We start from the raw sequence: 25634 nt of genomic DNA, 5'->3' as shown, positions 1-25634 counted from the left end.
CTACATGATCTGGCTTTGACTTTAGCATAGAATAAAATAATAATGAAATTAGCGTATTCAATAGTAACCATTGAATTCTTAGAGAACTTACGTGCTTGGGGGGAGCGGGATGGAGCTTCGTACGTTAAAAACATTTCAGGTAGTGGCAGACCAGCTCAATTTAACCAAAGCTGCCGAACTGCTCGGATATACACAGCCTACGATCACGCTGCAAATACAGACGCTGGAAAAAGAAATTGGCCATGCTTTGTTTAATCGGGTCGGGAAAAAGACGTTTCTCACCCCTGCGGGCAAAATGATGAAGGAGCATGTGGACAAGCTGTTTGCCGTGGTCTCTCAGATGGACAAAGCGATCAAGCTCTTGGACGGGCCTTATGGTACGCTGGTGGTCGCTGCACCGGAGTACTACTGGACACATTGTTTGTCCCAGCTGATCCGCATGTACGTTCATCATCATCCGCAGGTCAAGCTGAAGCTCGTTTCTTGCAACAGCGCCGATGCAGTGAATATGATTACGGCAAATGAAGCAGACATCGGGATTATCGCTGGGGATAGCGGAAAACAGGAAATCGAGAGCAGGCTGCTGGAAAAGGAAAAATTGCTGGTGGTTACGTCGCGGGAGATTTACGAAAAGCATGAGCGTGATTACATCATGGAGCATTACCCGTTTATCTATAAAGAGAGCTACAATCTCGATGGTCTCCACAGCCAGTCCATCACGGAACTGAATTATCATCCTGCGGCAGCAATCGAGAGCAGCAGTGAGGAAGCGATCAAGATTGCTGCTTTAAATCATACGGGAGTAGCCCTCATCAGTGCCAATTTGATCAAGGATGAGCTGGATTCCGGAGCCCTCGTCCCGCTGCATCAGCTGGAGCAGCGATTGGATACCAACCTCATCTTTCTGAAGGACCGCTCGGATGAGACGACGATCCGTTCCTTTGCGGAGCTGGTTATTCAAGGGTGGCCGGAGGCGGGACTTGGTCAGTTAGAAAAATAGAAGTGTCGGGTAGAGGCAGATCCTTTGCAGAGGAATCTGCCTTTTTTATTGTTTGAAAAAAACGAAATGATTGAAAGGGTCAATAGTTACCATAGGCATTCTTAATTAGATGGCTTGAATCGAGTGTGTTACGATTTTGGAGACGAAATATTTTGAAAAAGGGGGTCGAATATTGTCATGTCACAGCCTGCTGTTTCCGTGAACACGCCACTGAATAAGAAGCCCAAGGAAATCAACGTGTTTGTGCTGCTCCTGCTGGTACTGCTCGTCGCTTCGATAGCCACGTATATTCTGCCGGCTGGAGAGTTTACCCGGACAGAGGTCAATGGGCGAAGCGTCGTCGTGCCCGATACCTACAAAGGAATCGAATCCACTCCCGTCAGCTTGATGGGCATCATTGGTTCGATTCACACCGGGATGGTAGAAGCGTCATCCATCATTTTCTTCGTCCTCATTATCGGCGGCACTTTTGGCATTTTAACAGCGACAGGTACGATCGAAGCACTTATCTCTACTCTTTCTCGAAAGCTGGCCAATCAGGAAAAATGGCTGATACCGATCATGATGCTGTTTTTTGCGATGGGTGGAGCCCTGATGGGAATGGCGGAAGAAACATTGGCGTACATCGGGATCATGATTCCTCTCGCCATTGCCTTAGGCTTTGACGTCATCACAGGGACAGCCATTGTTCTGGTAGGTGCATCGATCGGATTTACGACCGCGGTCATGAATCCGTTTACCGTGGGAATCGCGCAGAGCATTGCCGAACTCCCGCCATTTTCGGGGATGGGCTACCGGATCCTCTTATTCGTGATCATGTACGCCGTCTCCGTTTTTTTTGTCTACCGTTACGCAATGAAAGTGAAGCGGGATCGTGGGTACGGCTTTTTTGCAGACGGAAAATACGATGCAATCGGAGCGCAGGATCAGAAGCTGGAGACGAAGCACAAGATTGTCCTTGGCTGTTTCCTGTTTAACTTCGTGCTTCTGGCTTATGGGGTCGTGAAATTCGAATGGTTCATCACCGAGATTTCCGGACTGTTTACGGTACTGGGCATCATCATTGCCTTTGTTGGGAGACTCTCACCGGGCGAGGCGGTCAATGCCTTTATGAAAGGGGCAGCCGGGCTGATTTCCGGTGCGCTCATCATTGGAGTGGCTCGTGCCATCGTGGTGATTTTGACAGACGGACATGTCATCGATACGATCTTGTACCATGCGTCCTCGGCGATCCATCATTTGCCGTCCGCCCTGAGTGTGGTGGGAATGTATCTGCTGCAGGCTATCATTCACTTGATCGTGCCTTCTGGAAGCGGACAGGCTGCCCTGACTATGCCGATTATGGCACCGCTCGCTGATCTGGTGGGGGTTACGCGCCAGACGGCCGTTCTCAGTTTTTCGATGGCAGACGGAATCGGAAACATCATTTTCCCTACCTCGGGCTATTTCATGGCTGGCCTTGCGATCGCCGGGATTCCATGGGTGCGCTGGGCGAAATGGATCTTGCCGCTCATTTTGACCCAGTACGCGATCGGTTTGGTGGCGGTCGTGGTAGCACAGCTCATCGGTTACGGACCTTTTTGACGGGGGGCTTTGGCCATGCAAGCATTGGTAGAAAAAGAGCTCGGTGAATGGGCAGTGCGGCATCGCCGTCATTTGCATCAGTATCCCGAGCTGTCGGGGCAGGAGCTTCAGACGTGCCGATACATCAAAGGGCAGCTGGAGGAGCTGGGGATTCCCCTTCTAGCGTACGAGGAGCCGAGTGTCGTAGGATTTGTGCAAGGGACGGACGGGAGCAAGACAATCGCGCTTCGTGCCGACATCGATGCGCTCCCTGTGATGGAAGAGGGGAACAAGCCCTATCGATCCAAAGTACCCGGCATCTCGCACGCCTGTGGGCATGACGGACACACAGCTGTCTTGCTAGCGGTGGCCAAATGGCTAGCGGAGCATCGGCTGGAGGTGAAGCCGAACGTCCTGTTGATCTTTCAATCCTCCGAGGAGCGAGATCCCAGTGGCGCTGTGGCTTTACTCAATCAAGGAGTGCTCGATCGGGTGGATGCGATTTTCGGCATTCACCTGTGGCAGCCTTTGCAGAAAGGAAAGATCGGCGTTTGCCATGGCTCGATGATGGCGGCATGTGACGAGTTTACCGTCACTATCGAGGGAAAAGGCGGTCACGGTGCCATGCCGCAGGAGACCATCGATCCGATCTACATCGCCAGTCAGATCATTGGGGGAATCCAGTCGGTGGTCAGCCGCTCCATCAATCCGCTTCAACCTGCTGTCGTGACGGTAGGGAGAATCGAGGGTGGAAGCACCTTCAATATCATCCCGAATGAAGCCGTGATGCTCGGCACTGCCCGCAGCCTGACAGAGGAAACGAGACAAAGGATCTACTCGCACTTGCAGCGAATGGTAGAGGGGATCTCGGCGAGCTATGGCGCTGCAGGCCGAATGGAGTACAGCTGGGGGCCGCCCGCGTTGGTAAATGACCGGGCCAAGAGTCGCTATGCGGAGAAGGTCATCCGTGAGAGATTTGGACAATCTGTCTACGCGGATGATCTGGAACCGACGATGGCGGCGGAAGATTTCGCCTACTATTTGCAGCGGTGCCCGGGCGCCTTTATTTTTGTCGGCATGGGTGGGGAGTCCAGTGCGTACCCTCATCATCATCCGAGATTTGATATTGACGAAGAGGTTATTCCACAGGCCATTGAACTGTTTATCGAGCTTGTCCAAAGGTATGACTGACAAGCGGAAATGGGAGGTTAGAAAAGATGTTGAACGTAACCATGCAAAACGTATTGCAAGCCAATAAGAGGATTGCACATGAAATTGTGAAAACCCCGTTGATTCTGTCGAACAGCCTATCGCAGCACGTCGGGTCAGAGGTGTGGCTGAAGCTGGAGAACCTGCAGAAGACAGGGTCCTTCAAGCTGCGAGGAGCGCTGAACAAGCTATCCTCTCTGTCTGCGTCCGAGCTTGCGCGTGGAGTCATCACGGCTTCAGCGGGCAATCACGCGCAGGGTGTCGCGTATGCGGCGTCGCTCACTGGCGTCTCGGCCCTCATCGTCGTGCCAAAGACGGCTCCTGAAACAAAGCGTGCCGGCATTCAGCGATACGGTGCGGAGCTGGTCGTCTACGGAGAAAATTACGATGAAGCAGAGGCTCACGCGTATCGGTTGGCGGAAGAGACAGGGCGGACGTTTGTGCATGCCTTTGAAGATAACGAGATAATCGCTGGACAGGGAACCGTTGCTCTCGAAGCGCTGCTGGAACAGCCTGATTTCGATGCCATCGTGGTACCGGCTGGAGGCGGCGGGCTGATTTGCGGGATTGCCGTGGCTGCCAAAGCCCTTCATCCTTCGATAGAAGTCATCGGCATCCAGACACATGCTTCGCCGCCTTGGTACTATTCATTCAAGGAGCGCAGGCTGGCGGATGTGACATACAGTGATTCCCTCGCGGACGGCTTGCATGGGGGCATCTCCCAAGGGAATTTGGATATGGCCTTGCAGATTGTCGATCAGTTCGTGCTTGTGGAAGAAGAGCAGGTGGCCCATGCGATGTACTGGATGGCCAAGGAGCATCATTACATGGTCGAAGGCTCGGGAGCTGTGGGCATCGCGGCATTGCTGCACGGTCATCTCCCGCAGCTGAAAGGGAAGAAAGTCCTGAACATCGTGAGTGGCAGCAATGTAGACGCCGCCAAGCTGGGGAAAATCATCAACAGCTATTCCTGAGTAAAAAAAGAACGTGGCCCATGTGCGTGCGGCTTCACGTTCTTTTTTGGTTGGGTCTGCTTGCTATTTCTTTTCCTGCTTATCGGGTTTTCCATTTTGCTGGTTATTCGGGAACACGGCTTTTTCCCATTTCGTCAGGAAGTATCCTGAGAGTAAAAATACGCCGACTGCTGCCACAGCAATGATCACTCCGGTCATGTGACACACTCTCCTTCCGTATGTCTCTCTATTTAGGAATACGTTTGAGAGCATGCGAGGTTTCACTCGATTCGGCCATTCGGGTAAATGTGCACCTGCTGGGAAATGGACTCGATTCTGTCAATCAGGCTTACCCCGTCAGCCCCGCTCATGGGAACAGCTTGTCCCAGCTCCGCATGATAAGGGAGCATCGTGAGCTCGCAATCTCCACTCTTCGTACAGCTGGCTTGGAGCACCATGCTTTCCCATGTTTTGGGTTCGACAGCGCGGGTGAAGATGAAATTGCCGAGGCTGTAGGCAATCCATTTGTCCTTATACTTTTCAAAGCCTTGCAGGACGTGCGGATGCCCGCCGACGACCAGATCTGCGCCAGCATCGATAAAGGCGTGCGCGAGCGTCGTCTGATGATCCACAGGGTAGTCTACCTTTTCTTTGCCCCAATGCGCGATGACGACGACAAGATCGGCATCCGTCCGCGCTTTTTGGATGGCTTGCACGGCAAGCGTAGGGTCGTATACAGCAGCAAGACCGGGCTTGTCCACCCCTGCGTACCAGCTGTATTCGGGAATGACTCGACTAAAGCCGAAGATGGCCATTCGTATGCCATTTTTTTCGATCGTGACAGGAGTGTATGCGCGGGCCTGATTCCGGCCGGCTCCGACGTATTCCACCTGGTGGTCCTCAAGGGATTGCAGCGTGTCGAGCAAGCCGTCCGCTCCTTGATCCATGGAATGATTGTTGGCCAAATTCACGGCGTCAATGCCTGCACCCTTCATGGCAGGTACGGCTGAGGGAGAGGATTTGTAGACAAAGGCTTTGTTGTCAGCTGGAGTACCGCGCTCCGTGATCGGCGTCTCCAAATTGGCAATCGTGTAATCATCGGCCAAAAACAGCTCGCTGACATGCTGAAAAGGATAATCGTAGCCCTTTTCGAGCAAGATTTTCTCCACGTTCCCCGACATCATGACATCCCCGGCAAAGCTTAAAGAGAGGGTGGGCTCTTTCGCTTGCTCGACCTGATCATGTACCGGAGCTGTATCGGGCAGTGAGGGTTCCCCCTGTGTACTGGACATTCGGTCGACCAAAGCGTACATCCCCGCAAAGAGAACGGCAATCAGACTGAAGAGGATCGTTCGCCTACCCACTCGATTCCATTTGTTTTTCGCACGGTAGCGACTTGTTCTGGTTTGATTCGTTCGGCTCATGGTTCCTCCTTACGAAAAATGTCGGCTTTCTCCAAATATTTGTCCATTATAGCATGTTCGGGAGAGTCTTTCCTTTTCATGGCAGAAGAAGTACAATGGACAAAATGTTTTTGCAGTTGATTTGCCCGACGATCGAGTGTCGGGTGAAGAAAAGGGGAGGAAGGCAATGGAGCTTCGATTAGACCATGTTGTTCATTTTTTGCACCGAACTCCGGCAGAGGCAACAGATCATTTTAGACAAAAAGGATATCATGCCGTAGCAGGGGGCAGGCATGCCATGTGGGGCACCTGGAATAGCCTGAGCTACTTTGGTCTCTCTTATGTAGAGTTTTTGGCAGTGGAGCAAGAAGAGCTCGCCAAGCAATCAGACAATCCCCTCATTCGCCAGCTTGTCGGGGAACAAAGCAGAGGCGAGGGGCTGGGACAGATCGCCTTGCGGACGCAACAGATGGATTGGTGGGCAGAAAAGCTTCAACATGCCGGACTGAAAGTAACGGGGCCAGTCGCGGGAAGCCGAACGCGTGATGACGGCACGGTCATTCGCTGGAGAATGCTCTTCCTGGAGGATCCGCGCAAAGGGATGCTGCCTCCGTTTCTCATCGAATGGCAAGAGTCAGAGGACGAGCGGAGAGTGGATCTGAAAAATCGCGGAGTCATCGCAGCACATCCAAACGGCGCAGAGGCGATCCAGGCAGTAGGCTATGCCGTGTCTGACTTGGAAGCGGCTGCCAAGCAATGGGAGAGCTGGTTTGACTGGAAAAGAAGCGAACCGTATGCAGATGATCAACTGGGGGCCATTTGCCTAAGGTTTGAGGTGCCTGGCGGTGACATCGTACTTTGCCAACCGCGAAAGGAAGGCAAGACACAGGAAGCGCTGCAAAAAAGAGGGGAGCGGCCGTTTTTCGTGCAAGCGAGCGGAGGAAATGCGAAAGCCGAGGACAGCGTTTTTGGGGCGACCTATCTTTTGTAGAAGGTGTAAGAAAAACAACGGGATCGTCAAAGACTACAAGAAAAAGCGAGGTTACTCCTTCATAGAGGAGTCCCTCGCTTTTTGTTTTTCCTTCTAGACCAGCCTCGCCTTAGGTTCTAGCTGCTTTCTTGGTCAATTGGCGGTACATGTACAGCATGGCAATCCGCCACGGTACCAGCATTCCGAATGCGAGGAGGAAGAACAAGCCGCCTGTCTGAATCGGTGTGAACGAATCATTGATGATAAGTTTAATAATCAGGCGAATGACCAGAAGCCCCATCAGGATGATGAAAAAGGCTTTGGACCTTTTCAGGTACACATCCTGGCCGACGATTTCAAAGCGGGAGGTCAGGATCAACGGAATCGAAAAGACGATCCCGACGAGAAAAGCCGTAAAGTCGTACATCGGCGGTGTAGCCGCTTCTGGGAAAAAGAACATCGCAAAGCCGGTCGCCATGAAAAACGGAGGCAAAATGATGCTTCTGGCGGACACGGGTTTTTTCTGCCTGCGCATCCGTACGAAGATCACCAGTGTAGCCATAACCAGAGGTACGAGTATGCCGAGTGCCGTTGATGAAAGTATTTGCATGGAAGAATCCCTCCAATAGTTTTACGCTCAATCATATTTATCATACACTATTGTCGGAATGTAGGTAAAGGTTCTGGCAAGGATTCCCCTGTTTTAGGCTGCCGCTTCATCCTGCGCACGGACGTCCAGCTTATGCTTTTTGCTGTACAGGTATGTCGCGATCCCGAACAGCATGGTGACGGTGCCGATGCAGAGCAGATACCCGGTTACCCCCAGAAGGTCGAGGCAGACGCCGGTGACACCGAGAGCGATCAGGAAAAAGCTGCGATCCAGCATGCTTTTAAACGAGAAGAATCGTCCTTGCTGATGCTCGGGAAGCCGTTTTTGGAAGATAGTGGCCGTTACCGGGAAAAAGAAAGCAACGATAAAGCCGAATACGGCGAAAGAAGCGAGAACCATGATTTTGTTGGTCGCAAAGGACATCCCGTATTGCGAAATCCCGAAGAACACGAGCATGAAAGTCGAGGAGGCAACCAGATTTCGACCTCCTATCCAGCGCTTGGCCAAAAGACCTCCGACTAAAATACTCAATCCCTCTGCCATGTAGATCCAGCCCATCAACTGTGGCTCATTCTGAATCTCGCTGAAGTTCAGAATCATCAGGTTGACACCGCCGAGAAAGAGTGTGATCAGGCCGTTATTGACCAAACCGACGAACAGGATCGGGTCTTTTTTGGCAATGGTGAGCACTTCTCGAAACTCCACTTTCTCCTTCATGCTCCGAGTCGTGATGTGCGGGATGCGCAAGAACAAGGTCACAACCGCGAGTATCGCATAAGCGACGATGGAGCAGACGTAGAGCATGGACAGATCCATGGAGACGACCAATACACCCCCGATGGCCGTACCGCCGATGCGGGAAAGGGTAGAAATGTTCAGGTACACACTGTTGGCCTTAAGCAATTCGTCTCTGGACAAGATGGCAGGCAAAGATGCTTGCACGGTAGGAAAATAAAAGGCAGCGGAGCACTGCATGACGATGAGGGAGACGATCATCCACGGAATGGAATCGTTCGCGAGTGCCGGAAACATGAAGACGGGGCTGAGGCAACGGATTAGGCTGGCAAGCATCATGATCTTCCGCTTGTCGTACATGTCGATGATCACGCCAGCTTTGGGGGAGAGCAGTATGCTGACAACGAGTCCGCTCATCAGGATGAGAGCCTTGATCGTATCCGAAGGGATCAGTCTCTGCATGAACTGAAGATTGGCAATGATGGATATCCACATCCCCGCACCAGCGACTACCTCACCCGTCATTAACAAGAGAAAAGTTCGGTTGCGCCACAACATAAATGCCACTCCAAATCAAATTTTTTTTGCTGATAGGTATCCCACAGTATAGCATTTGCGGAATCATTTGTATATTTATTGCGATTGTGGGTATGCTCACTGGTCATAACGGGCAACCTAAGCCAATTATGGATGACAGGTTACGATCAACCCGGCTGGAAGAATGGATGGCACGGGGCAAAAGGAGCTTGTCCTCATGACGTATAAACGCTCGTTGCTTTTGCTGGTCGGATATGGATTTGGCGCTTCCTTGTCCATTTTTTACGGCTTGGTGGAAAAGCAAAGTCTATTTGTCACGTTTGTCGGCTTCCACGTCATCGTGTGCCTCTGCATTCCCTTGCTTCACGGATGGTGGGATGGGACTCTTCGCCAAAGCTGGCTTCGGGCTTGGGGAAAGATTGAGCGTAGAGGGACGATCTTTGGATTAGCGTTTGGGGTCCTGCTTTTAGCGGCTGCAACCGGTGGGTTTTGGATCCTCCTGCAAACCGAGGGGAGAGCCGATACGATACGCAGGATTCTGGAGCTGTGGGGTCTGAACAGTCGCTGGGTCTGGTGGTTTTCCCTTTATCTTGTTGTTGTGAATTCGTTATTGGAAGAGCTGTTCTGGCGTGGCTTTGTCCTGCAGCGATTCTTACACACCCTTTCTCGGACCGTCGCAGTCATTTTGACGAGCTTCTTTTACTCCTTGTACCATCTCGTCGTGTCGTCGGTGCTGTTTGGATTGAAGTGGGGATGCTGGATTACGCTCTTGGTGTTTCTTGTCGGGATGGTGTGGGGATGGATGAAGGGGAAGTTTCCTTCCGTTTATCCGACCTGGTTCAGCCATTTGCTGGCGGATCTGGGACTGGTCATTCCCATCCTTTTGTGGATTTATGGAGCTGGATGATAGGAGAGTGAGGAGAGAGTATGCTGGCGAGTCATGAACAGGTCCGTCTGCGCAAGCGCTTGCTCAGTATTTTGAGGCAAAACAGCGAGTATGTCCAACTGTACTACGATACATACGGCTATACGCCGGTCGAGCCGTTGCTTGCCTATTTACGCACGCTAAAAGGCTGCGAGACGACTACTCGATCCGATTTGCGGGAAGTCGTGGAAAGCGATCAGGGACATTACTTTGAATGGGACCAAGGTGCCTTGATCCGTGCCACCCATGGCTTTCTGCCCGTAAAGACAAAAGGGAGGCTCGCTGAAGTCGCGCCCCCTGATACTTTGTATTACGGGACTCACCGGAAGCTGCTTCGGCAGGTGATGGCAGGCGGCTTGCTTCCGATCGCCAGCGAGTATGTTCAGCTTTCACACCGTGTAGAAGCAATCGGGCTCCCGCATGATACCCTGTCTCTGGTCGCTGTCAGAGCAGAGGAAGCCTATCGGTCTGGAGTACGCTTTTACCAGACATGCACTCCTTACTCGCGGGATGATCCCTATTACTTCTCAGATGCAATCTCGCCTGCGTACCTGGAGCCGATGTGAGGATTAGTGATCCCGCTGCTCCCGGCGTTCTTTCCTGAGGTCGATTTGACGCTGCCTTTCGGCGAAAACCTCGCTGCGATCACGCAGCGTATGCTTGTTCAGAAGGTAGTGATCATTCATATCGCTCTCGCGGTGCGTGGGTGCTTTTCGCTGCGCGCAGGCATGCTCGTACGCTTTTCGCAAGGCTTCATCTTGAATGGGCAGGGTCAGACTGTGGTAGGCGACCTTTGCCTTGATCTCCTCCAACCGCTTTTCGAGCAAATCAATCAAGGCTGCACTGTCCAGCCCGAGCTGTTGGATGTCTAGCTCCCGCTGCTTCAGCAGTCGGATGGCGCTCGTGAGCATCTTGTCGGCACCGCCTTGATTGCCACGGCGCTGGTGGTACAGGGCGACTGCGATCTGGATGAGTCCGACCCAAACAGGGTTGCGCCGCTCGGAAGGGAAGCTTTTCCAATACTCTTCCAATATTTCATGGCATTCGAAATAGTCACGTTCAGCATGAAATTGAACCAGATAGTCTAGATAGGGTTGCGGGTACATGAAGAAACCACCTCGCTGCTTGGTTTTCAACTGCTCGGTTATGTACTATTATATAGGAAAGAGAGTAGAAAACGAGGTGCGAACTTTTCATGACCACAGAAGAATTGATGGCAGTCTTGGAAAAAAAGAAGATGACTGACATTATAGAGCTGATTGAAGACGCCCAGACTGGTGATCTGGAAGAATTGGAACTGGTGGAGAGCCTCGGCTTGCTCATGGATGAAGAGCTGAATCGAGAAGTCTTGAAGCACTTGGAAAGCCTCGGTGTCGCGATCATTTACGTAAGCGGGGATGACGAGGACGAAGACGAAGACGAGGATGACGATCAGTAAATAAAACAAGGAACCAACCTCTCCTGACGGAAGGGTTGGTTCTTTTTGTTCAAGCTACTTTTGGGTCCATACCCGGTTTTTGTTGCGGGTGGCAGGAAACTTCTCGCCGCGGCTCAGCTCAATGATCATCGGATCCTGGACGCTGGCCCCCGATTCACCGATTTCCATGTAGACAGCGTTTTTCGGTGATTTTTCACCTTCGCGGAAACGACTGTGTTCTCCCATGTGGTCACCTTCTTTCGAGCGGGTTGTGATATCGGGCTTAGTATTTCCGCACGCGGTACCTTCATCCGAGTGGATCTATTGACGATACATTCAGAATTCATATACGATGATTTCAGAAGCTTGGGAGAGGTGAATTCATGATCAAATTGATACTCCAGAAGGATTCCAATGTTTCCTACCACGAACAATTGTACCAGCAAATCGCTGCCCTGATTCGGAGTGGAGAGCTCCCTCCGAATGAACAGCTCCCAACTGTCCGAGAACTGGCTGCACAATTGAAAATCAACTACAACACCGTGCGCAGCGTGTACCTGCGGCTTACGCAGGAAGGAATGGTCGACTCCAGGCAGGGGAGAGGGACGATTGTCAGCAACGTGGTGAATGATCCGCTTCTGACCCGGAATCCTGCACACTTGGCTCTGCTCGCCAAAGAGACCTTGCACAAAGTAAAAGCAATGGGGTATTCCATGGATGAGTTCAACCGTGTACTCTCTTCCGTCATGCAAGAAATCAACCAGTTTCCCGTCTTGTTTCTCCGGTTCACGGAGCTGGAGCTGGCTGAGTATTTGCGTCTCGTTCAATACCATTTGCCCAGTGCGATGGTGGAAGGGCGCACCTTCGAAGATTTTATTGAACGGCTCGAGCGGGATGCAAGCTTCCTGCAGCAGTATAAGGCGATCGTGACACACCCTTCGGTCAATCTGCGGATGATGAAGCAGACCTTGCCGAGAGAAGCCCCTCCGCTGGTCAGCCTCGACTTCATTCCTGACCCTACGACGGTCATTCCGGCGATGGAAGCGTACCCGCGCCATACCAAGGTCGGACTGATTTGCGCCACGATTCGCGGGGCGGCAGGGATGATCAACGATTTGTACAATGCAGGCATTACCCATCTGGATCTGCGCACCATCGAAGCGAATCACCCGGATGTATTTGAATTGATTGCGAATTGCGATGTCGTCTATATTTCCAAGCCAGGCTACATGACCCGGCCGCATTTGCTGACCCTTCCAAAAGTAAAGGAATATCAGGAAATTCCCGATCACCACGGTATCAATGAATTGCGCAAGATTGTCACGCAGTAAATGATGTCCTCATTCTTTTTATTCTTTTTGTAGTTAACCGGTTGCCTAAGGAGAAGGGTCACTGTGAATCGAGCCTACGCGATGTTGATCGGGTCTGTATTTTTATGGGGACTGACAGTCGTGCCCATGAAATGGACTTTGGAAACCATTCAGCCTTTTACTTTAATGTTTTTACGTTTATTGCTTGCGAGCATTTTTCTACTTCCTTTTGCCTTTATACGTAGGCGTAGATCGCCGATACAGCCGGCTCCTATCCCTTGGTTGCGCATCGCGATGCTTTCTCTTACAGGAGTATCGGGTTATTTTTGGTTGAATACATACGGGATCTCTCTGACAAGTGGAGTGAATGCCAGTATCATCTCCGCCACCTTGCCCTTGTTCACCTTGCTATTGGCCGCTTTTTATCTCAAGGAACAGATCCTGCTGACGCAATGGATCGGGCTTGCATTGGGGATTGGTGGAGTCCTGTTGATTACCATCCAACCTCAAGCGACTGGACAGCATTCATTTTGGGGAGATTTTCTCGTCCTGGCATCCCAGCTGATTTGGACAGTGTACATCGTGCAGCTGAAACGTCCGCGGGGGGAAGAAAAGATTTCCAGCGAGATGTTTACGGCACTGTCCTTTTTCCTCGGCAGTCTCATGCTCCTGCCATTTGCCCTTTGGGAGATTGGGCGCTTCGGATTGCCGACGGTTTCGGGCAAATCTTTAGCAAGCTTTTTGTTTCTGGTCTTTTGCTGCACCATGCTGGCTTACCTGCTGTGGAACAAAGCGCTGGAGACGATTGCAGCTTCGAAGGCAGGCATTTATTTGAATGCCATTCCGCTGTTTAATGTGCTGACTGCAATCCTTTTGCTAAATGAGCAGATGAGCTGGCGGACGGTTTTGGGCGGATCGTTCGTACTGGCTGGCGTCGTCTGGGCAGAGCGGCGGAAATCCGCGGAAATGCAGGCTGCCGTCAAAGCTGAGTAGTCCTTCTGCACGATTGACCGAGGCAGGGCAATAGCTGATTTTGTAAACGCCATAGACAGATGTCCATGCCAATGGCTCATCACCTACATACCTTGTTGATGTACCGATCAAGAGGGGGTGAGAGTAATGGGTTGCGGATGCAGAAGATCTTCTCACTGTAAGTGCCATGTTCGGAAATGCTGCAAAAAGAAATACTACAAAAAACACTGCTACTATAAGCCTGTTTACAAAACGGAGTGCAGAAGTAGCTATGGTAGCTGTGGGCATCATGGCGGTTATGGCGGTTATGGCGGTTACGACGGTTACGGTTCCTCTTCCGGTTATAGCCACGGCGGCGGTGGCAAATATTAATCGATAACGAAAAAGCGCCCTCGGGCGCTTTTTCGTTTTGCACCATGGAAAATTATCTATTTTCGCAACTTTGCGCCTTTTTTGTCGTACACTAGAAATATCCATTACTAGGGGGAGTCATGATGAATCATCTGTACACGAAAGAAGAGCGGATGTGGGCCATGATTGTCCACCTGTCCGCCCTGATCGGATTTATCATTCCACTCGGAAACGTGCTGGGGCCGTTGATTATTTGGCTGGTCAAAAAGGAAACCAGCTCGTTCGTCGACACGCATGGCAAGGAAGCGCTGAACTTCAGCATCACCGTAACGATTTACGCGGCGATATCGTATTTGCTGCTCATCGTTTTTATCGGTGCGCTCCTGCTGATCGCCCTGTTCCTGTTCTGGGCCGTGTTTTTGATTATGGCTGCAGTCAAAGCGAATGAAGGTGGTGATTTCCGTTACCCGCTTACCTTCCGCTTCATCAAATGAGATGTGACGAGAGCTGCTGTACATCGGCAGCTCTTTTTGTTGGAATCATTTTGAATTTTCATTCAGTTGGAAAAGGAAGGAGAGTCGGCCATCGCGAAATGAAATAGGTGTATACGGGTGGAAGGGGTGTCCAGGCATGCTGACAGGAGTAACGGTAGTCGATTTTTCGCGCCATCTTCCCGGACCAATCTGCACCATGAGATTGGCTGACCTCGGGGCTGAAGTCATGGAGATCACTTCGTTTCCTGTCACTGACCACGGAGTGCCGGCTTTCATGCCGCCAGCCGGGAAATCAGGGAGACGGGAGCATTTTACCTGCGTTCACATCGCAATCATAAAAGCATTTCGCTGAATTTGCGTACGGATGAGGGAAAGGCGCTCGCGTTTGCTCTGGCTAGGCAGGCGGACGTTGTGGTGGAGAGCTTTCGACCAGGTGTGCTGCGCCATCTAGGATTAGATTACGACAGCCTGTGGGAGGTGCATCCGTCCGTCATCTATTGCTCCGTTACCGGCTATGGACAGAGCGGTGAGATGTTTCAGCTCGGAGGAAACGATCTGAATTATCAGGCCGTGAGCGGATTCTTGTCGGCTTTTCGAGACGCGGAGGGAAAGCCGGTGATCTCGGACATACCGCTGGCGGATTACGCCGTTGGACTATACGCCTGCGAGCAGGTTTGTGCGGCACTGGTTCAACGTTCTCGCACGGGGCGCGGCGCGTATCTGGATGTCGCTTCCGGGGATCTATTGTCTTCGTGGGTGGGGTTGCACGCGATTTTGAGCAAGAGAGCTGCACCGAAGGACTACGGTATGATGCGCAAGGGCTTGCTGGCTTACGAGGTGTACGAGACCGCAGATGGTCACTATGTCGCACTGGCAGCGCTGGAGGAAAGGTTTTGGCACAATTTCTGCCGGGCGGTCGGGCGTCACGACTGGGAAAATCTTCATCATGCCACTGCCTTGCAACAGCCACAAGTGCATGAGGAATTGAAAGCGCTGTTCCTGTCCCGAACCCAATTCGAGTGGAGTGAGCTGGGTATAGAAGTGGATTGTTGCCTCACTGCCGTGGAGGAGTTGGAAAATTGGTCCGAGAGCCTGTACGTGACGAGCCGGGAAATCGCCTACACCTTGCCGTACCTGGAGCGAAAGGAAGCCCCTGCATCCATGCCATCATCGCCTGCGTGGCATGCGGACCACACCCATGATCTGCTGAGAAAGAAGCTGCATGTGAGCGATGCTGAGCTGAGTCGGTTGCAAAAGCTCGGTGTCATTCCGGCCAGTTCGTCGTAGAGAGGAGAATCAATTGACTATGGAGCAAGGGCAAAAACCGCCTGTATGGGCTGAATGTGTCGATGGTGTCTGGACAATCACGCTGAATCGGCCGCACGTTCTCAATGCGATGACCATTGAAATGTTTTATATGCTGAGAGAGGCGATCGAGCAGGGCGCGAGGGAAGACCAAGCAGACGTCGTGCTGTTGAAGGGAGCGGGGGGCAACTTCTGCTCGGGAGCAGACCTGAGTGTGCTCGGAGCTATGAGCGAGATGGGACAAGCGGACGATGCGCTTACCGTAATCAACGAATTTTTGACGCGGCTGCACCACCTGCCGAAGCCGGTGATTGCGATGCTAGAGGGAGCTGCGGTCGGAGCAGGACTCAATCTGGCTCTTCATGCCGATTTTGTGGTAGCTGCGCACAATGCCGTCATTCAGGAGCCTTTTGTGCAGATCGGGCTCACCACTGATTTTGGCGGGACGTACTTGCTGCCTCGGCTGGTGGGGATGGCCCAGGCGAAACGATTGGCGCTCCTCGGCGAAAAAGTGTCCGGCACCGAGGCCGAGCGCATGGGGCTCATCTACAAAGCGGTGGATGCAGCAGCCCTCCCAGAAGAGGTGGAGAAATTGATCGCAGCGGTGCGCCTGGTGCCGAGGCAGGCATTCGCAGTGACCAAAGCAGGGCTTTCGGGTGCCCAAGGAATGAATCTGGAGCAAGCATTGGCTTGGGAAAAGGAGCAGCAGCCTGCTTTGATTGCTCACCCGGATTTTCTCGCCCTGATCCAGGCGAAAAAAAGAAAGGCCTAAGGGATCAGATCCGGAAATCCTTTCTTAGGGAAGAATATCCGTTGAGCGATAAAGCAATCTGTGGTAGAGTAGACGTATCAAGATCCTGCGATGTACGTAAGGCCGTAAATGTTTCTAACCTTATACGTGTTTTTCGGGAGACGGAATCTCGTCATGGAAGTCAGGCCCACCTCCTTTTAGGATGCATGGGAAGGCAGAAGTGCGGAAGGGTCACCCACCTGTGTGAGCGCAGGTTATAGAAACATGAGGTCAACGGCAGAGCGGGGGCTTGGACTGTAATCAATGAGCTCTTGGAGTGAAAAATAGAAGACCAAACAAAAAACCACTTGGAACATGATGATGTTCTAGGTGGTTTTTTGTTTGGAAAGCAGCCAGCCCGCTGCAGCGGGAAGGGAAGAGCAAAGGCTAGTGAGTCGCCTTGTTTTGCTTGCCGGAGCCGTGGCTTTGATCTTGTCCACTGCCCCCTTGTCGCTGGCGCTGCCCTTGTCCCTGACCTTGACCGTCTTGTTGATCGCCCTGATTTACGATCGTCAATGATTGAGACAAGGATTGGGAGTCCTGAGCATCCTGCAGTATTTGATACATTTGCAGGAAGTTCGCTTTTTGCCCTTCAGGGATGCCTTTGATCCGGACGGTCATTTCTTGGGGGCCGTTCTGCTGCTGTTGCTGACCTCCACCTCCGCCGCCGCCATTGCCACCGCCGCCTCCATGATTACCTTCCTGACTGCTCGGCTGCTCATCCAGGAAGCTCAGAAACATGGAATCGCTGTCTTGGTTATCTTGTTGCTGCTGTCCTTGCCCTTGCCCTTGCGACTGTTGCTGGTTCCCTCCACCTTGTCCGCCGCCTTGCGGTTGGTCGAACAAGACGCTAAATTCATTTAAGTCGGTCTGGATGATGCCAATGACGTTCATCCCGATCCCCCTTCCAAAAGTATGATGAGGCATCAGCCCGGATGCTTAGAATGATGGACGCCGCGATGCTGCAAGTACGAATGGTAAAAGTACTCAGCTACGGCAATGACGAACGACGTCAACAAAATGCCTGATAACGAATAGGGTTGTCCAAAAACATAGCTGCTTATCCAAAATAAGGCGAAAGCCATGAGAAAGTCAGCAGTTGTCGCAAAGATATTGTTCGTTCGTGGCAGGATCATGGAATCCCCTACCGCATAGCTGATCAAGCTGACAACGATGCTGGTCAAAACGGCGAATGTCAGTGACGTTCCCGACCACATCAGTCCTGGGATTCCGATGATTCCATTAACCAAGAGCTTGATCAAGATGTTCAAAGAACGAACACCTCCTTTCTTGCTCTTAGTATGAACGTACCACCATTTGCTATGCACCCCGGGTGGCGTTCATTTTCAGCTGCTGGATCAGTGCTGGGTCAGGGGTTACATACAAGGTCCTCTGCTGTTCGTAGATCACGTATCCCGGTTTGGCTCCACTCGGTTTTTTCACATGCTTGATCAGTGTAAAATCAACAGGCACTTGGCTGCCTTGCTGTGCGCGGCTGTAATACGCAGCCAGATTTGCAGCTTCGAGCAGCGTTTGCTCCGAAACCTCACGTGAGCGGATGACGACGTGAGAACCTGGAATGTCTTTGGTATGCAGCCACGTTTCATATGGGGCTGCCAGCTTGTTGGTCAAGTACTCATTTTGCTTGTTGTTTTTCCCTACCAAAATATCAGTGCCGTCCGTAGATCGATAGGCCTCAAGCTCCGGGCGGACATCCTTTTTCTTGCGGGGCCCGCGCTTTTTGCGATCGCGGACGTAGCCTTGCTCCACCAATTCCTCGCGAATTTCTTCGGCATCCTTCAACGTGGCATGGGACAGCTGGACGAGTAAGCCATCCAGATACTGAATCTCTGCTTGTGCCTGTTCGATTTGCTCGCCAACGACCTGCATGCTGTTTTTCGCTTTGTTATAGCGTTTGTAGTACGACTGCAAATTCTCCGAGGGAGTCTTCAGCGGATCAAGCGGGATCGTGATGGTCCCTCCGGCTTCATCGTACCAATTGACGGTGACGAGCTGGGTGTCGCCTCGTTTCATTTGGTGCATATTCGCGGTGATGAGCTCGCCGTAGAGGCGAAACTGATCGGCGTCCCTCGCTTCTTGCAGCGTGGATTCCAGCTTTTCGATCTTTTTCTCATTCTTGTTCCGCTCTCCTGTGACAAAGCGGATCAAGTCGTGAGCTCTCTGTTTGACTGTGTCGCGCAGGGCTTTTCCTTCATAAAACGCTTGGAGGCACTGCTGGACGGTAGAGAAAGGCTTGACAGAAGCCTCTTCGGTCAAATGCGTCAGGGCTACGACATGGAAGTTCGCTTTGTCCTTGGTTTCTACAATAACGGGAGCGTATTCATGCTCCCTGATCGCGTGCATGATTCCCGCAAATGAGCTCCACAGCGACTCTCGGTTTGCCAGTCCTGCCCGGTAGACGATTTCCTTCGCCAAGAGAGGGCTGATCCCCGTAAAGGCATCGACCATTTGCTTGTCCAGTCTGCCGCTGTTCCAATCGATCGAAGAAAGAAAGGCTGGCTCTGTCACGGAAAGGGGGTCTTGCTTGTCCTGGCTTGGGGGAGCGACATAGCTCTTGCCCGGAACGACCTGTCGGTATTGGCTGATCGCCATGGTCACGTGCAGTGCGCTGTCGAGGATCATGCCCGATTCTGGCTCCATGAGAATGATGTTGCTGTGCTTGCCCATGATTTCCATGATGATCCGTCTGGTAACCGTATCCCCGAGCTCGTCTCGGGTACGTACATCGATGTGGATCACACGTTCCATCCCCACCTGTTGGATCGACTCGATCATCCCGCCTTCGCAATGCTTACGCAGCAGCATGCAAAACATCGGAGCTTCCAGAGGATTGGTAAACTCCTCCGTGGTCGTATGAATGCGCGGATAGGTCGGGTTGGCGGAGAGGAGCAGCTTTACGTTTTCCCCTTGAGTCCGTACCTGCATGACAATATCCGTATGATGGGGCTGATGAATCTTGGAGATGCGTCCGCCCACAAGTTTATGTAACTCCCGCACGACTGCACGGGTAACTACGCCGTCAAAAGCCACGATTGTTCACCTCAATCTAAGAAAAAATGAATGCTAAATCTCGGCCAGCATGAGAGTTGCTGCCAGTCACAGTGTAGCATAAAGGCAACCGGGGAGGAACTTCGTTGTCTCATCACGCGCAGGCTTACAAGGCCTACTCGGTTGACACTGCCAAGAGTTGTCTCCTATAATTAATTAATTGATTTTACCTCTGTGGAAGTGAAAATGATGGTTCGAAGTATGACAGGGTATGGACGAGTCGATGAAATGAAGGGCTCTATGCGGCTCGCGGTGGAGCTTCGTGCTGTCAATCACCGGTTTCAAGAGATCCTGGTGCGGCTGCCCAAGAACTGGAACATGCTGGAAGATCGAATCCGCAAGCAGGTCGCCAGATACGTACGGCGCGGGCGTGTGGATGTGACGATTTCCCTTGAGGAAAATGATGCGATCTCATCGGCGGTGGCCATCAATTGGGACGTAGCCGAACAATTCCTGCAGCTGTCGCGCGAGATGGACCAGCGCTTTTCACTGGAAACGCCACTCTCCGCTAAGGATTTGTTGCTTTTCCCTGGCGTGATACATACCAATGATACACAGGAAACAGATCGAGATGAAGTAGCTGAATGGGTGCAAAGCGTGGTCAACGCAGCGGCGGAAGATCTGCTGTCCATGAAAACAGTCGAGGGCGAAGGGCTTCAAGCTGATTTGGTCCACAGGCTGCTTTCCGTCAACACGTGGCTGGAGGAAATCCGCCAGTTGGCACCTTCTTGCACAAAGGAATATCATAGTCGTCTGCAGCAGCGTCTAAACGAATGGGCGACGCAAGCTCCTTTCGAGCTGGATCAGCAGCGCTTGGCCCAAGAAGTGGTTTTCTTCGCGGAGAAAAGTGACATCAGTGAAGAAATCACGAGGCTTGCGAGCCACTGCCATCAATTCAGCCAACAGCTTGAAAAAGATGAGGCGGTAGGACGCAAGCTGGACTTCCTGTTGCAGGAAATGAATCGAGAGGCGAATACGATCGCTTCCAAGGCCAATCATTTGCGCATTCAGCATCTGGCGGTCGAAATCAAGACTGAGCTGGAGAAGATGAGAGAGCAAGTGCAGAATGTTGAGTAGGATGAAAGGATGGGCTGGGCCGTCATGGCAATCAAGCTAATCAATATTGGATTTGGGAACATTGTGAATGCAAACCGCATCATCTCTATCGTAAGTCCGGAATCAGCTCCGATCAAACGGATCATTCAGGAAGCGCGCGACCGCAATATGCTCGTAGATGCTACCTATGGAAGACGGACACGTGCGGTTATCATTACTGACAGCGATCACGTGATTTTGTCTGCAGTCCAGCCAGAGACAGTGGCACAGCGACTGACGACCAAAGATGACGAATCGGACGAATAAATGTAGGAGTGGAATCATGACCATGGTTGATCGCGGTCTCCTTCTGATTCTCTCTGGACCTGCAGGAGTGGGGAAAGGAACGGTGTGCAAAGCGCTTCGGGAACGTATGCCTGAGCTGATTTACTCCGTTTCTGCCACCACTCGTGCTCCGCGTCCAGGAGAAGTGGAGGGAGTTAATTACTTTTTTAAATCCAAGGAAGAGTTTCGTCAGATGATTGAGCACGACGAGCTGCTGGAATGGGCGGAATACGTAGGGAATTATTACGGAACCCCCCGTCAGTTTGTAGATGAAATGCTTTCTCTTGGAAAAGATGTTATTCTGGAGATTGAAGTTCAGGGTGCTTTGCAGGTCAAGGAACGTTTTCCCCAAGGGACGTTTCTGTTCCTCGCTCCTCCTGATCTGAATGAATTGGAGAACCGTATTGTCGGACGAGGCACAGAGACCGAAGAAGTCATTCGCAAACGGATGGAAGTCGCCCGTGCCGAGATTGAGCTGATGGATCACTACGATTATGTTGTCGTCAACGACGTCATCGAATCGGCGTGCGATCGGATTCAGGCGATTATTACGGCGGAGCATCTGAAAAAAGAGCGTCAGGTTCACAAGTATCGCAAATGGTTAAAGGAGGTCGAATAATTCATGTTGTACCCATCCATTGATGAATTGACCAAAAAGGCAGACAGCAAATACATCCTCGTAACGGTGGCGTCCAAGCGTGCACGCCAGCTTCGAGAAAACAGCGAGTTGCAAGTGGTAAGACCGAAATCCAAAAAGTTTGTGGGGCAAGCTCTGGAGGAATTTATCTCCGATGAGTTGGTTCACGAATTTTTGGACGCTCGCAAATAAGGATGTCACCCTAAAAAACAACCTCATGCAGGTTGTTTTTTTCGCACAGATAGGAATTTATAATAATCCTATCCAGCATAAGAGCAGCTATGGCTCCGCCTTTTGCGCAGCCTAGTTTTCTACGAAAGGGAAGAGAGGAGAGAAGCGAATGCAATCGCTCGCAGGAAAACGAATTGTGCTAGGCATTTCAGGAGGCATTGCAGCGTATAAAGCTGCGGCGCTCACGAGCAAGCTGACACAGGCCGGCGCCATCGTGAATGCCGTACTGACTCAAAATGCGCTCCAGTTTGTGCAGCCAGCTACATTTCAAGCCCTGTCTCATCAACACGTCTATACAAATACCTTTCAGGAACCGGATCCGCATGTCATCAGCCATATCGAATTGGCGGACAAGGCCGATCTGGTTTTGGTCGCGCCTGCAACTGCCAACATCATCGGAAAAATGGCAAACGGCATCGCGGATGAAATGCTCACGACGATTTTGCTCGCGACAAAAGCGCCTGTCATGGTGGCTCCCGCGATGAACGTCAACATGTACGATCACCCAGCGGTGCGTGCGAATATGGAAAGGCTTGCGGAATACGGCTATCGCTTTGTGGAACCAGGAGTCGGCCTTTTGGCTTGTGGCTGGATCGGCAAAGGGCGACTGGTGGAGCCGGAGGAGATCGTGGAGGCTGTGGCTGCCTTTTTTGCAGAGTCACGGACGCAAGATTTGCAGGGCAAACGGGTCCTGGTCACAGCGGGGCCGACTCGCGAGAAAATCGACCCGGTTCGCTACATCACCAACCATGCATCAGGGAAGATGGGGTACGCCATCGCAGAGGCGGCGAGAGACCGAGGGGCACAGGTGGTGCTGGTGAGTGGTCCGACTGCTTTGCCGAAACCGGCTGGTGTCCAGTTTGTAGCCGTGGAATCGGTTCAGGAGATGTTCGATGCGGTGATGGAGCATTTGCCAGCCAGCGACATTGTCGTGAAGTCCGCAGCAGTATCCGATTACCGACCGAAAACCGTGCAGGAACACAAGATGAAAAAGGGCGATGGGCCGCTGGTCCTGGAGCTGGATAAAGCGCCGGACATTCTGAGGACGATCGGGGAGAGAAAAACCAAGCAGTTTGTGGTCGGATTTGCAGCTGAGACACAGGACGTGATCAAGCATGCACAGGACAAGCTGGAGAGAAAAAATCTCGACATGATCGTGGCGAACAACGTGTTGACAGAGGGCGCGGGAATGGGCAGCGATACGAATATCGTCACCCTCCTGACAAGGGCCAAAGAACAGGTTGACCTCGAGAAATTGAGCAAGCGCGACGTAGCGGATAAGCTGTTTGATGCGGTACTGCTGAAGCTGGCCAAGCGTCCGCTGTCCGAGCTGTCATGATCGCGCAAATCATCGTGGACGTGCCGGTAAATCGAACGAACCGGCCCTTCGATTACCGGGTGCCTGCGTGGCTGTGCCCTTTGATTCAGGTAGGCAGCCGCGTCGTGGTTCCGTTTGGTCCACGCAAGCTTCAGGGGTATGTGGTTGGCGTTTCTGAAAATGACGCCGATTTTGCGGACAACCATCGCTTGAAAGATGTCGAACAGGTGCTGGATGATACACCGCCGCTGACTCCGGAGCTTCTGGACATGAGCGAGTGGATGTCCAAACAGTATTTGTGTCCTTGGGTGACAGCCGTACAGGCGATGCTGCCTGCTGTCTTAAAAGGGAAGGCGGAAAAATGGCTGACGGCAACGGATGATCTGGACGAAGAGACGTGCGGAGGGTCAGGATTGCTCTGGGAGCTTCATCGCAAACGGCATTTGCCGCTGGCAGAGGTGGAGAAGCAGTTTCCCGAGGAGTTCCTGCTCGTGCCGGGGTGGATTCGCAGCGGGCTTTTGGCGACGGAATATCAGGTCAAAGACCGCATTACCCGCAAACAGCAATCGTTCGTTCGCTGTCTGCTTGGCCCGGCTCAGCTGGCAGAGGCCGCAGCGTCCCTGCCTGCTCGGGCGGAACAAATGCGCCGTGTGCTCGAGCTGTTTTCGCAGCATGAAGGTCAGTCGTTTTCCATCCAGATGCTGAAGGACGAATGGGGCATTACGCGTTCTCCGCTCAAAAGTCTGGAGGCGAAAGGCTGGCTGGCGATCGAGCAGGTCGAGGTATATCGCGATCCCTACGCCAACAGGCGCTTTGCGGAAAAAGCCAAACCAGTATTTACTCCGATGCAAGAGCAGGTTCTCTCACCCATTCTGCAAGCCATTCAGAGCCAGAGCTACGCGTCCTTTCTGGTGCATGGCGTAACCGGAAGCGGAAAGACGGAAGTGTATCTGGAGGCGATCGAGCAGACGCTGGCAAAGGGGCAGGAAGCCATTTTTCTCGTTCCGGAGATTTCCTTGACACCGCAGATGGTCGAACGCTTCAAAGGACGATTCGGAGCCGATGTAGCCGTCTTGCACAGTGCCCTGTCCCAGGGAGAGAAGTTCGACGAATGGCGTAAAATTATCCGCAAGCAGGTAAAAGTGGTTGTCGGTGCCCGGTCGGCGATCTTCGCCCCATTCCAAAATATCGGGCTGATCGTCATTGACGAAGAGCATGAAACCTCGTACAAACAGGAGGAAACCCCTCGCTACCATGCACGTGAAGTGGCGTTGTGGCGGGCGAAGCGCAATCATGCCGTCCTGCTTATGGGAAGCGCCACTCCTGCACTGGAAACGTACGCTTTGGCTACGAGAGGGCGCTACACGCTGTTGGAGATGCCAGAGCGTGTAGGAAACCGACCGATGCCGAGTGTCCACGTGGTTGACATGAGAGAAGAGCTCCAGTCCGAAAATCGCTCGATGTTTAGTAGAAAGCTCCATGAGATGATCGAGGATCGGCTTGTCAAACAGGAGCAGATGGTCATTTTCCTCAACCGCCGGGGCTTCTCTACCTTTGTCATGTGCCGTTCTTGCGGTTATACCATGCGCTGCATTCATTGCGATATTTCCCTTACGTACCACAAGACGAACCACACTGCCCGCTGTCATTACTGCGGGTACACGATCGCCCAGCCGGCCCATTGTCCGGAGTGCCAAAGCGAGCACATCCGATTCTTTGGGACAGGCACGCAAAAGGTGGAGGCAGAGCTGGCGAAGCTGTTCCCGGGGATTCGCGTCATACGCATGGATGTGGACACGACTTCCCGAAAAGGCGCCCATGAAGAGCTGCTAAATAAATTCCGGGCGGGACAGGGTGATGTTCTGCTGGGGACACAGATGATTGCAAAAGGGCTGGATTTCCCACGTGTGACGCTAGCGGGGATCATTGCCGCAGACACATCGCTCCATTTACCCGATTTTCGTGCGGCAGAAAAAACGTTTCAGCTGTTGACACAGGTCGGCGGACGGGCGGGCAGGCACGAGCTGGAAGGGGATGTGGTCATCCAGACCTACACGCCCGAGCACTACAGCATCGTGCACGCGACGCGGCATGATTATCCGGCATTTTACCAGGATGAGATGCTCCAGCGCAGAAGAACCGGTTATCCGCCTTATTTCCGCCTGGTCCTGATCACCTTCAGCCACGAGGACGTACCGGTTGTCGTCCGGGGAGCCCACACGATGGCCGATTACTTGCGCCAGCGTCTGGCGGAGACGACGATATTGCTGGGCCCGGTCGCTTCGCCCATTGCGAGGGTGAAGGATAGATTTCGTTTTCAGATCATGCTAAAATATCGGGATGAACCTAAGCTGTCTGCCTTGCTTGCACAGGCTACAGCGGCGTTTGAAGAATGGAACAAACAGCAGAAAGTACTCATGACGATTGACGTTGATCCGTACGTACTGCTTTAGGG

The 25634-nt window shown here is 52.3% G+C and carries 29 protein-coding genes and 1 other RNA gene; 21 read left to right on the top strand and 9 right to left on the bottom strand.

The features are described from left to right. The first annotated feature begins 109 nt into the window (after positions 1–109). The 4 genes from JNE38_RS19030 to JNE38_RS19015 all read left to right on the top strand — a co-directional run bounded on the left by JNE38_RS19030 (position 110) and on the right by JNE38_RS19015 (position 4746). Positions 110–1000: a LysR family transcriptional regulator gene (locus JNE38_RS19030; protein ID WP_203255192.1), complete on the top strand. Its 891-nt coding sequence runs from the start codon at positions 110–112 to the stop codon at positions 998–1000. Between the two features lie 177 nt (positions 1001–1177). Next, positions 1178–2584: a YfcC family protein gene (locus JNE38_RS19025; RefSeq protein ID WP_203255191.1), complete on the top strand. Its 1407-nt coding sequence runs from the start codon at positions 1178–1180 to the stop codon at positions 2582–2584. Positions 2585–2599: 15 nt separating this feature from the next. Beyond that, the gene (locus JNE38_RS19020) at positions 2600–3754 is read left to right on the top strand and encodes a M20 metallopeptidase family protein (protein ID WP_203255190.1); all 1155 of its coding nucleotides are present in this window, start codon (positions 2600–2602) and stop codon (positions 3752–3754) included. Positions 3755–3780: 26 nt separating this feature from the next. Continuing rightward, the gene (locus tag JNE38_RS19015; protein WP_203255189.1) at positions 3781–4746 is read left to right on the top strand and encodes a threonine ammonia-lyase; all 966 of its coding nucleotides are present in this window, start codon (positions 3781–3783) and stop codon (positions 4744–4746) included. 63 nt (positions 4747–4809) lie between these two features. On the opposite strand, the gene JNE38_RS30985 is transcribed toward JNE38_RS19015, so the two are convergent. Both JNE38_RS30985 and JNE38_RS19010 read right to left on the bottom strand, forming a co-directional pair. Next, entirely contained in the window at positions 4810–4944 is a 135-nt protein-coding gene (locus tag JNE38_RS30985) for a hypothetical protein (protein WP_275296589.1), read from the bottom strand. Between the two features lie 62 nt (positions 4945–5006). Continuing rightward, complete coding sequence (locus JNE38_RS19010; RefSeq protein WP_203255188.1) at positions 5007–6149, bottom strand: CapA family protein; 1143 nt, start codon at positions 6147–6149, stop codon at positions 5007–5009. Positions 6150–6315: 166 nt separating this feature from the next. Between JNE38_RS19010 and JNE38_RS19005 the strand changes: the two genes are divergently transcribed. Continuing rightward, positions 6316–7119, top strand: coding sequence for a VOC family protein (locus JNE38_RS19005; RefSeq protein WP_203255187.1), 804 nt, complete (start codon positions 6316–6318; stop codon positions 7117–7119). Positions 7120–7228: 109 nt separating this feature from the next. Here the strand turns inward: JNE38_RS19005 and JNE38_RS19000 are convergent, their stop codons facing one another. Together JNE38_RS19000 and JNE38_RS18995 are read right to left on the bottom strand one after the other, a co-directional pair. Continuing rightward, the gene (locus tag JNE38_RS19000; protein ID WP_203255186.1) at positions 7229–7708 is read right to left on the bottom strand and encodes a CcdC family protein; all 480 of its coding nucleotides are present in this window, start codon (positions 7706–7708) and stop codon (positions 7229–7231) included. A 93-nt stretch (positions 7709–7801) separates the two neighbouring features. Then, positions 7802–9001 carry an MFS transporter gene (locus JNE38_RS18995; protein ID WP_203255185.1) on the bottom strand — a complete coding sequence of 400 codons (1200 nt, stop codon included), beginning with the start codon at positions 8999–9001 and terminating at the stop codon, positions 7802–7804. Positions 9002–9197: 196 nt separating this feature from the next. On the opposite strand from JNE38_RS18995, the gene JNE38_RS18990 reads away from it, so the two are divergent. Further along, entirely contained in the window at positions 9198–9887 is a 690-nt protein-coding gene (locus JNE38_RS18990) for a CPBP family intramembrane glutamic endopeptidase (protein WP_203255184.1), read from the top strand. Between the two features lie 20 nt (positions 9888–9907). Then, entirely contained in the window at positions 9908–10471 is a 564-nt protein-coding gene (locus tag JNE38_RS18985) for an RNA 2'-phosphotransferase (protein ID WP_203255183.1), read from the top strand. 3 nt (positions 10472–10474) lie between these two features. Here JNE38_RS18985 and JNE38_RS18980 read toward each other — a convergent pair whose 3' ends face one another. Next, on the bottom strand, positions 10475–11011 hold the full coding sequence (locus JNE38_RS18980; RefSeq protein ID WP_203255182.1) for a DUF309 domain-containing protein: 537 nt from the start codon (positions 11009–11011) through the stop codon (positions 10475–10477). A gap of 89 nt (positions 11012–11100) precedes the next feature. Here JNE38_RS18980 and JNE38_RS18975 point away from each other — a divergent pair, with 89 nt between their 5' ends. Beyond that, positions 11101–11343: a hypothetical protein gene (locus JNE38_RS18975; RefSeq protein WP_203255181.1), complete on the top strand. Its 243-nt coding sequence runs from the start codon at positions 11101–11103 to the stop codon at positions 11341–11343. A gap of 54 nt (positions 11344–11397) precedes the next feature. Here JNE38_RS18975 and JNE38_RS18970 read toward each other — a convergent pair whose 3' ends face one another. Further along, a complete protein-coding gene (locus JNE38_RS18970; RefSeq protein WP_007728413.1) occupies positions 11398–11568 on the bottom strand; it encodes a YjzC family protein in 171 nt (56 codons plus the stop codon). Positions 11569–11705: 137 nt separating this feature from the next. Between JNE38_RS18970 and JNE38_RS18965 the strand changes: the two genes are divergently transcribed. From JNE38_RS18965 to ssrS, 7 genes are all read left to right on the top strand, one after another. Beyond that, the gene (locus tag JNE38_RS18965) at positions 11706–12653 is read left to right on the top strand and encodes a GntR family transcriptional regulator (RefSeq protein ID WP_203255180.1); all 948 of its coding nucleotides are present in this window, start codon (positions 11706–11708) and stop codon (positions 12651–12653) included. Positions 12654–12716: 63 nt separating this feature from the next. Beyond that, positions 12717–13625: a DMT family transporter gene (locus JNE38_RS18960; protein WP_203255179.1), complete on the top strand. Its 909-nt coding sequence runs from the start codon at positions 12717–12719 to the stop codon at positions 13623–13625. 470 nt (positions 13626–14095) lie between these two features. Further along, the gene (locus JNE38_RS18955) at positions 14096–14449 is read left to right on the top strand and encodes a DUF4870 domain-containing protein (protein ID WP_238933374.1); all 354 of its coding nucleotides are present in this window, start codon (positions 14096–14098) and stop codon (positions 14447–14449) included. Positions 14450–14585: 136 nt separating this feature from the next. Next, positions 14586–14801 (top strand): CoA transferase, encoded by a 216-nt coding sequence (locus JNE38_RS30980; RefSeq protein ID WP_275296588.1) that lies wholly within the window; start codon positions 14586–14588, stop codon positions 14799–14801. A gap of 2 nt (positions 14802–14803) precedes the next feature. After that, entirely contained in the window at positions 14804–15736 is a 933-nt protein-coding gene (locus tag JNE38_RS18950; RefSeq protein ID WP_275296587.1) for a CaiB/BaiF CoA transferase family protein, read from the top strand. A 19-nt stretch (positions 15737–15755) separates the two neighbouring features. After that, positions 15756–16526, top strand: coding sequence for an enoyl-CoA hydratase/isomerase family protein (locus tag JNE38_RS18945; RefSeq protein ID WP_203255178.1), 771 nt, complete (start codon positions 15756–15758; stop codon positions 16524–16526). A 79-nt stretch (positions 16527–16605) separates the two neighbouring features. Then, positions 16606–16797, top strand: a non-coding RNA gene (ssrS, locus tag JNE38_RS18940) — 6S RNA. Between the two features lie 134 nt (positions 16798–16931). On the opposite strand, the gene JNE38_RS18935 is transcribed toward ssrS, so the two are convergent. The 3 genes from JNE38_RS18935 to JNE38_RS18925 are packed head-to-tail and all read right to left on the bottom strand — an operon-like array spanning position 16932 to position 19595. Next, entirely contained in the window at positions 16932–17438 is a 507-nt protein-coding gene (locus tag JNE38_RS18935; protein ID WP_203255177.1) for a hypothetical protein, read from the bottom strand. A gap of 32 nt (positions 17439–17470) precedes the next feature. Next, a complete protein-coding gene (locus JNE38_RS18930) occupies positions 17471–17815 on the bottom strand; it encodes a DUF2512 family protein (RefSeq protein ID WP_203255176.1) in 345 nt (114 codons plus the stop codon). A gap of 49 nt (positions 17816–17864) precedes the next feature. Next, on the bottom strand, positions 17865–19595 hold the full coding sequence (locus tag JNE38_RS18925) for an Rqc2 family fibronectin-binding protein (RefSeq protein ID WP_203255175.1): 1731 nt from the start codon (positions 19593–19595) through the stop codon (positions 17865–17867). A gap of 207 nt (positions 19596–19802) precedes the next feature. On the opposite strand from JNE38_RS18925, the gene JNE38_RS18920 reads away from it, so the two are divergent. The 6 genes from JNE38_RS18920 to priA all read left to right on the top strand — a co-directional run bounded on the left by JNE38_RS18920 (position 19803) and on the right by priA (position 25632). Next, complete coding sequence (locus JNE38_RS18920) at positions 19803–20690, top strand: YicC/YloC family endoribonuclease (protein WP_203357640.1); 888 nt, start codon at positions 19803–19805, stop codon at positions 20688–20690. 24 nt (positions 20691–20714) lie between these two features. Beyond that, positions 20715–20975: an extracellular matrix/biofilm regulator RemA gene (remA, locus tag JNE38_RS18915; RefSeq protein ID WP_015891999.1), complete on the top strand. Its 261-nt coding sequence runs from the start codon at positions 20715–20717 to the stop codon at positions 20973–20975. 16 nt (positions 20976–20991) lie between these two features. Further along, positions 20992–21612, top strand: coding sequence for a guanylate kinase (gene gmk, locus JNE38_RS18910; RefSeq protein WP_203255174.1), 621 nt, complete (start codon positions 20992–20994; stop codon positions 21610–21612). A gap of 3 nt (positions 21613–21615) precedes the next feature. Continuing rightward, positions 21616–21822 carry a DNA-directed RNA polymerase subunit omega gene (rpoZ, locus tag JNE38_RS18905; protein WP_203255173.1) on the top strand — a complete coding sequence of 69 codons (207 nt, stop codon included), beginning with the start codon at positions 21616–21618 and terminating at the stop codon, positions 21820–21822. Between the two features lie 148 nt (positions 21823–21970). Then, complete coding sequence (gene coaBC, locus JNE38_RS18900) at positions 21971–23200, top strand: bifunctional phosphopantothenoylcysteine decarboxylase/phosphopantothenate--cysteine ligase CoaBC (RefSeq protein ID WP_203255172.1); 1230 nt, start codon at positions 21971–21973, stop codon at positions 23198–23200. Continuing rightward, a complete protein-coding gene (gene priA, locus JNE38_RS18895) occupies positions 23197–25632 on the top strand; it encodes a primosomal protein N' (RefSeq protein ID WP_203255171.1) in 2436 nt (811 codons plus the stop codon). Before coaBC ends, priA begins: the two co-directional genes overlap by 4 nt. The last annotated feature ends 2 nt before the right edge of the window (positions 25633–25634 follow it).

Origin of the sequence: Brevibacillus choshinensis (assembly GCF_016811915.1) — a bacterium.
In the GTDB taxonomy this organism is placed as follows: Bacteria; Bacillota; Bacilli; order Brevibacillales; family Brevibacillaceae; genus Brevibacillus; species Brevibacillus choshinensis_A.
The sequence above is the reverse complement of the archived record's forward strand: the minus strand, read 5'-3'. Positions and strand labels throughout refer to the sequence as shown.